This window comes from uncultured Escherichia sp., from assembly GCF_948475835.1.
In the GTDB taxonomy this organism is placed as follows: Bacteria; Pseudomonadota; Gammaproteobacteria; order Enterobacterales; family Enterobacteriaceae; genus ECMA0423.
In genome coordinates this window covers 1-6,164 of record NZ_CAOLGM010000184.1, presented here as the reverse complement: position 1 = coordinate 6,164, position 6,164 = coordinate 1, and the positions used below count along the sequence as shown (strand labels likewise).

Sequence of the window (6,164 nt, the reverse complement as noted above, 5' to 3'; positions counted from 1 at the left end):
GATAAAAGCCGGATGAGTCAGACATCCGGCGAGCAGATTTGTTTTAAGGTTCCAGTTTCGGATCTGGTCCAAAGCGGTTTTCGCCTGGCGTACCCGCCTGGCAGTTAAAGACGATGATAATAAGCCAGCCGATAAACGGGATTAAGAACAACAGTGCCCACCACGCCGAGCGGTCGGTGTCGTGCAGGCGGCGGAACTGAACTGCCCACCACGGTAAAAACACCAGAATACCGTAGATTGTCGTCAGGATGCCTTCGCCACCAGCGCGTTGCCAGCCTAACATTTTATCCAGCAGCCCCAGCACGAACGTAAAGATGATGTTGACCAGAATAAACATCCAGTACTCTTTGCGCCGCGCACGACCCCGGAAACCGACATAATTTTTTAGTACTTTCAGATACCAGTCCATTTTTGCCTCAATTTTGCTCAATCACTTGTTTTTAAAGCAGCAAATTAAGAATAGACGTGAATGAAATGGCAGTAAATATTCGTTCAAGGAATTAATAAAGTGCTGTGAAGGCGCGCTAAGACTGATGACAAGCGCAAAATCGCCAGATGCGCTACGCTTATCTGGCCTGCGCGGTCATTGCAACATATTGAATATAAATGTTTTGTAGGTTTGATAAGGCGTTCACGCCGCATCCGACATGAACAACATGCACTTAGCTAATTATCAGAGGCACCTCGTAAGGTGCCTTTTTTTAACCGAAGCGAACATCTCGTCCATGCGGTTCATCGAGATCCTGCCATGGACCAATTGAAATAATCCCCGTAGGGTTGATGGTCTTATGGCTGCGGAAGTAATGATTACGGATGTGATCGAAATTGACTGTTTCGGCAATTCCCGGCATCTGGTAGATATCACGCAGGAAGCCATACAGATTAAGGTAATCGCTGATGCGGTGCTTATCACACTTGAAGTGGGTCACATACACTGGATCAAAACGGACCAGCGTGGTCCACAGGCGAATATCGGCTTCGGTTAGCTGGTTGCCGGTCAGGTAACGATGCTGGCCTAAAATCTGCTCCAGTCGCGCCAGCGATTCAAACACTTTCGCCACCGCCTCGTCGTAGGCTTGCTGGCTGGTGGCAAAACCAGCTTTATACACGCCGTTGTTAACGGTGTCATAAATCCAGCCGTTAAGTTCGTCAATTTTCGTTTGCAGGGCTGGTGGGTAGTAATCACCCGCTTTTGCGCCCAGCGCATCAAACGCGGTATTGAACATGCGGATGATTTCTGCTGATTCGTTGCTGACGATGGTGTGGTTCTTTTTGTCCCACAGCACGGGAACAGTAACTCGTCCGCTGTAGTGTGGATCGGCGTGGAGATAAAGCTGATACAGAAATTCATGTTGATAGAGCGTATCTCCGGTTGCTCCCGGAAAACTGTCATCAAAGGTCCAGCCGTTTTCCAGCATCAGCGGGTTCACTACGGAAACGGAAATAAACGGTTCCAGTCCTTTGAGTTTGCGCATGATCAGCGTGCGGTGCGCCCACGGGCAGGCGAGTGAAACATAGAGATGATAACGATCTTTCTCTGCGATAAAACCGCCTGTGCCAGTGGGGCCAGGTGCGCCATCGGCAGTGAGCCAGTTACGAAATGCGGAAGCTGAACGTTGAAATTTACCGCCGGTAGATTTGGTATCGTACCAGGTGTCATGCCAGACGCCGTCAATCAGTTGACCCATTTTTCTCTCCTCCAATAGCAAAAACGAGGAGCTTCCTCCTCGTTTTTTATCGTTAAGTATAGCGCGTGCTTACCACTTTTTATTCAGCAGGCGGTCGATGCTATACGCGCCCGGACCGGTAATTGCCAGCAGCAGGAATCCGCCAGAAATTGTCAGGTTTTTCATGAACATCAGCGAGTTGACGCCTTCAGCAAAGTTGCTGTGAAATAAAAATGCCGTCAGCAGCGTAAAGCCCGCAGTAAACAGGGCTGTGGTGCGAGTCAGGAAACCGAACAGGATTGCCAGACCACCACCGAACTCAAGCAGAATCACCAGCGGCAGCATAAAACCCGGGACACCCATTGCTTCCATATATTGTTGGGTACCAGAGTAAGCGGTGATTTTTCCCCAGCCTGCGGTAATAAACAGAATCGGCATTAAAATGCGCGCTACCAGTACACCAACATCTTCTAATTTTTTCATCATACTCTCCACTGCGCCACTCAGGCTGCTGATTGTTTTTTTGTGCAAGGGCGCGGTATTAGCGTCGTTGCTGTCGATGGAGAGAATCATAAACGTGGTGAATGATGATTGTTAGCAAGGAAAACTGTCAAAAATCTTCAAAAAATTTGAGGGATAAGGCCGGAATTGCTCCGGCCAGAGGGAAGTTAACCGCGAAGCTGTTGCTGCTTGAGGGTCGTTTTAACCAGACGCCAGGCGCTCCATACGCCAAAACCGCGTCTGGCCCAGCGGACCAGCATATTAGGATGGCGAATCGTCCAGATCGCCATCACGCTACTGCCAACCAGCGCCCAGGAGCGCAGACTTAGCAGCATATTCCAGCGACGATCGTAAGCGCCTGTTGCCTCCAGCCATTCACGACGACTGGCGGAAAGATCCAGCCGTTGTTGCTGGATCTGGCTAAGCAGTTGCGCCTTACGTCGTTCACGTTCGACTTTACTGCTCACGGGACTCCTCCTCGAGCAGTTGCCGATCGTTTGCTAACTCATGGCGTGTATGGCGCAGCAAGGTGGATTTACGCGATTTACGTAACGTCCAGATACCGCCAATCAGTGCCAGTAGCAGCAACACCACGGTGGTGGCAATCATCGCATTCAGGCGATATTGCGGATCAACCGCCCAAATAATTAGCACCATCAGGCTCATAAGACCAAATGCAGCGAAAAGCATCGTCAGGCCCAGCATCAGTAAAAGTTGAAAGAGATTAGCTTTTTCCTCTTCCAGCTCCACCACCGCCAGCCGCAGACGTGTTTCCACCATTTCAACCATGATGGAAACAATTCGCTGCCCGATGCCCAGAACGCTTTTACCGGGCCCTTGCGCGTGATGAGTGTCCGCCATAATTAACGACGCGACAGCAGAACGCCGAGCACTACACCGATTGCAGCGCCAATGCCCACGCCGGTCCACGGATTTTCACGCACATACTCATCAGCACGCGCCGCCGCGACACGGGTTTGTTTGGCGATGGCATCACCGGTTTCACCCAGGCGATAACGGCTCTGTTTCAGTGCCTGCTCCGCTTTGCTACGAATCTTACTCAACTCTTCTTTCGACTTCTCGCCAGATGAGCTAAGCACCTCTTCCAGCGTATCGGAAAGGGATTTCAACTCAGCACGCAGATGTTCCGTAGTGTGTTCTTTCGACATAGTTTTCTCCAGGTGAGTAAGTAGTGACTATTGTGAGTTAGTAGTCGCGCGCTTCCAGCTTTTTCAGCTCTTCCTGCGCTTCTGCCAGTTTCCGTTCGCGTTTGGCAATCTTATCGGCATCGCCTTTTTGCTTCGCCTCGGCTAAATCTTGCTGGCGTTCCGCCACCTCATCTTTCTGCTTTGCGATTTTCTTGTGATGATCGGCACGCAGCTGGCTATCTGAACAGTTGGCCCGGACTTCACTCAGGGCTTTATTCAGACCGTCAATACGATTCTGGTTTTGGTGTTTTTCGGCATAGCTGATCTCCTTAAGGATATTTTGCTCCTTTTCCTGACACAGGGTAGTGGCATAACTACCGGCACTAAGAGCAAAGAGAGAAACAGCTAAAGCGATGCGGTATTTCATTCTTGAACCTTCCATTGTGATTCGGACCTATTACAAAGGAACGATTGTCCAGACAACGAAGCGGTAGTGTTAACCACCGCCTCATTAATCATAGACAGTTACGGTGAAATCACCAAAGTGAGTGATATGTTTCGGATAACAGGAAGTTATCCGAAGCGATGAGAGTTATCCCGTAACCGGGTCAGCCACTGCATAGCCTGACTGTTATTGTCCTGCTGCGCAATGATGTAGCCATGGGGCAATGTTCTGTCGAGGACCGCTTTTGCGGCGGCGCTCTGGTCGCTGGAGTCAAATGTAATTAACAGAGTGTCGTTTTTGGGGGTGATACTTTTGAAAGGAATGCCATGAGCGTCAAGGTGATGCCAGATCGAAAAACCGTCTGGCATCGTTGTGCCTTGATGAACGGCACGAATCGCCAGCGTAGACTCTTGCTGGCGAACCGCGGACCAGGCCAGCAACAGCGTGCCGACCAGAAGTAAAACAGTGCCGGACCAGGCTAGCTGGCGAAGCGACATGCGAGGTATTTGCATCCCTTACCCCCGATTTCCATATTTCTTTTTCCATAACACGACCAGAGAACCTGCCAGGCCAAACACCAGCAGCACCACCGGGAGCAGCATCAGGCATGACATCAGCTGGTCCTCGTACTTTAAAAATACCGGCGTTTTGCCGAGCATGTAACCCAGAGTTGTCAGGATCAATACCCACAGCAGACCGCTCATCCAGTTGAAAAACTGAAAGCGCGCGTTATTCAGCCCTGATAACCCGGCAATCGTCGGCAGCAGTGTTCTGACAAACGCAATAAAGCGACCAATTAACAGCGCCGATAAACCGTGTTTATGAAAAAGATGGTGTGCGCGTTGATGATAATGCGCGGGTAAATGAGATAGCCAGTTTTGTACGGTGCGGGTATTGCCCAGCCATCGCCCCTGAATATAGCTGACCCAGCAGCCGAGGCTGGCGGCAACGGTCAGCAGCAGAATCGTTTGCGGGTAACCCATCGCGCCTTTCGCAATCAACACGCCGACCAATACCAGTAAACTGTCGCCCGGTAAAAAGGCCGCTGGAAGCAAGCCGTTTTCAAGGAACAAAATTACAAACAAGACAAAATACAACATGCCAATCATCGATGGATTGGCCAGGGTTTCAAAATCCTGCGCCCACAGGGCTTGCAGCAATTGGGTCAAAAGTTCCATTCATTATTCCTGGTGAATCGGTTAACGCCACGCTGGTTTTAAAAGATGCACTACCGCAATGTTATTGCTGTTTTGGTATGTTCTGCGGGTTTGATACATCAACACAGCCTGAACTATTCCCTGTTAAATCGTGAGATAAGAAAGCATTCAAAAACATAAATTCAAATTGAATCTAATTGTAACAAAGGTCAACGTTGTTCGTTATCAAAATTACATGTCCGTGGAGTCTGATTTTGCTGAATGCAGGGGAGGGTGGCGAGAGGATTTACACAGGCTGACACTTTATACTTTTCGCTTACCGACGAGACAAACAGGCGCGTCGCAGCGCCTGTCGGACAGGTATTTCATTTACTGCCGCTGGTGGCCGTATCGAGATGCACTACCGGGTTTTCGGCGAACAGATAGCGGTCGGCATTGAACTCGAAGTCGTCGCTGGTTTCGTTGAATAACATGATCTTGGTGTTTTCCAGGTGCTGCCACATTGCCAGCTTAGCAGCATGAGGATCTTTGCGAATCAGCGCCTTGAGGATTTGATCGTGGTCATCACACCAGTTATCGACGGTACGGGAATCAATGTGTTCGTGCAGTTTTTTCCAGTACGGGTTATGGCTACGTTGGGTCCACATTTTTTCAACGATGGCCGCCAGGGCGGAGTTCTGCGTCGCCAGGGCTACCTGAATGTGGAACTGTAAATCCCACTCGGAATCACGGAAGCATTGTTCGCCGCGCGCCTGTTCCTGAATGGCCATCAGTTTCATGATGTCTTGTTTCGTTACCTGAGTTGCCGCGAACTCGGCAATATTACTTTCGATGAGCTGGCGAGCCTGAAGCAACTCAAACGGACCGTAATTGGCGAATTCCATATTATTGTCAGCCGCCTGCTGATGGCGCGGCTGGTTGGAAACCACATGAATACCTGAACCTTTACGCACTTCGACATAGCCTTCAACTTCCAGCATGATGATGGCTTCACGAACTACCGTACGGCTGACGTTCTTTTCATCGGCAATAAAGCGTTCTGCAGGCAGTTTATCACCTACCAGATAGACGCCCTGTTCGATGCGCTCTTTCAGGTCAGCGGCAAGTTGTTGATACAAACGGCGTGGTTCAGTGATTTCCATATGCGTCTCCCGGAGTGGAATGCGGACGAAGTTATCATACCACTTTATTCATGGGTATGCCATTGGTCATATATAAATTTGGTGATTGAATTAATGTATTGAAT

11 protein-coding genes are annotated in these 6,164 nt (G+C 49.8%); all 11 read right to left on the bottom strand.

Annotated elements, in window-relative coordinates; all coding sequences use genetic code 11:
- Positions 1-43: 43 nt before the first annotated feature.
- Complete coding sequence (locus QZF50_RS22120; protein ID WP_000384145.1) at positions 44-409, bottom strand: DUF805 domain-containing protein; 366 nt, start codon at positions 407-409, stop codon at positions 44-46.
- Positions 410-701: 292 nt separating this feature from the next.
- Positions 702-1,688, bottom strand: a complete 987-nt coding sequence (gene yqjG, locus QZF50_RS22115) for a glutathionyl-hydroquinone reductase YqjG (RefSeq protein ID WP_000531201.1) — start codon at positions 1,686-1,688, stop codon at positions 702-704.
- A 69-nt stretch (positions 1,689-1,757) separates the two neighbouring features.
- Entirely contained in the window at positions 1,758-2,150 is a 393-nt protein-coding gene (locus QZF50_RS22110; protein ID WP_000732233.1) for a DoxX family protein, read from the bottom strand.
- A 185-nt stretch (positions 2,151-2,335) separates the two neighbouring features.
- On the bottom strand, positions 2,336-2,635 hold the full coding sequence (locus QZF50_RS22105; protein WP_000096086.1) for a YqjK-like family protein: 300 nt from the start codon (positions 2,633-2,635) through the stop codon (positions 2,336-2,338).
- Positions 2,625-3,029: a phage holin family protein gene (locus tag QZF50_RS22100; RefSeq protein WP_000785722.1), complete on the bottom strand. Its 405-nt coding sequence runs from the start codon at positions 3,027-3,029 to the stop codon at positions 2,625-2,627. Before QZF50_RS22100 ends, QZF50_RS22105 begins: the two co-directional genes overlap by 11 nt.
- 2 nt (positions 3,030-3,031) lie before the next feature.
- The gene (locus QZF50_RS22095; protein WP_000031415.1) at positions 3,032-3,337 is read right to left on the bottom strand and encodes a YqjD family protein; all 306 of its coding nucleotides are present in this window, start codon (positions 3,335-3,337) and stop codon (positions 3,032-3,034) included.
- 37 nt (positions 3,338-3,374) lie between these two features.
- Positions 3,375-3,743, bottom strand: a complete 369-nt coding sequence (gene yqjC, locus QZF50_RS22090; protein ID WP_001297156.1) for a DUF1090 family protein YqjC — start codon at positions 3,741-3,743, stop codon at positions 3,375-3,377.
- A 146-nt stretch (positions 3,744-3,889) separates the two neighbouring features.
- Complete coding sequence (mzrA, locus tag QZF50_RS22085) at positions 3,890-4,273, bottom strand: EnvZ/OmpR regulon moderator MzrA (RefSeq protein WP_001166768.1); 384 nt, start codon at positions 4,271-4,273, stop codon at positions 3,890-3,892.
- Between the two features lie 3 nt (positions 4,274-4,276).
- Positions 4,277-4,939: a DedA family general envelope maintenance protein YqjA gene (gene yqjA, locus QZF50_RS22080; RefSeq protein ID WP_000422149.1), complete on the bottom strand. Its 663-nt coding sequence runs from the start codon at positions 4,937-4,939 to the stop codon at positions 4,277-4,279.
- 21 nt (positions 4,940-4,960) lie between these two features.
- Positions 4,961-5,044 carry a protein YqiM gene (gene yqiM / locus QZF50_RS22075; RefSeq protein ID WP_211180508.1) on the bottom strand — a complete coding sequence of 28 codons (84 nt, stop codon included), beginning with the start codon at positions 5,042-5,044 and terminating at the stop codon, positions 4,961-4,963.
- A 239-nt stretch (positions 5,045-5,283) separates the two neighbouring features.
- The gene (gene exuR, locus QZF50_RS22070) at positions 5,284-6,060 is read right to left on the bottom strand and encodes a transcriptional regulator ExuR (RefSeq protein ID WP_000406488.1); all 777 of its coding nucleotides are present in this window, start codon (positions 6,058-6,060) and stop codon (positions 5,284-5,286) included.
- Positions 6,061-6,164 lie beyond the last annotated feature (104 nt).

What these genes read in the sequence shown, in the direction of transcription:
- QZF50_RS22120 (WP_000384145.1), bottom strand. Translation starts at nt 409, where the DNA reads ATGGACTGGTATCTGAAAGTACTAAAAAATTATGTCGGTTTCCGGGGT.
- yqjG (WP_000531201.1), bottom strand. Translation starts at nt 1,688, where the DNA reads ATGGGTCAACTGATTGACGGCGTCTGGCATGACACCTGGTACGATACC.
- QZF50_RS22110 (WP_000732233.1), bottom strand. Translation starts at nt 2,150, where the DNA reads ATGAAAAAATTAGAAGATGTTGGTGTACTGGTAGCGCGCATTTTAATG.
- QZF50_RS22100 (WP_000785722.1), bottom strand. Translation starts at nt 3,029, where the DNA reads ATGGCGGACACTCATCACGCGCAAGGGCCCGGTAAAAGCGTTCTGGGC.
- QZF50_RS22095 (WP_000031415.1), bottom strand. Translation starts at nt 3,337, where the DNA reads ATGTCGAAAGAACACACTACGGAACATCTGCGTGCTGAGTTGAAATCC.
- yqjC (WP_001297156.1), bottom strand. Translation starts at nt 3,743, where the DNA reads ATGAAATACCGCATCGCTTTAGCTGTTTCTCTCTTTGCTCTTAGTGCC.
- mzrA (WP_001166768.1), bottom strand. Translation starts at nt 4,273, where the DNA reads ATGCAAATACCTCGCATGTCGCTTCGCCAGCTAGCCTGGTCCGGCACT.
- yqjA (WP_000422149.1), bottom strand. Translation starts at nt 4,939, where the DNA reads ATGGAACTTTTGACCCAATTGCTGCAAGCCCTGTGGGCGCAGGATTTT.
- exuR (WP_000406488.1), bottom strand. Translation starts at nt 6,060, where the DNA reads ATGGAAATCACTGAACCACGCCGTTTGTATCAACAACTTGCCGCTGAC.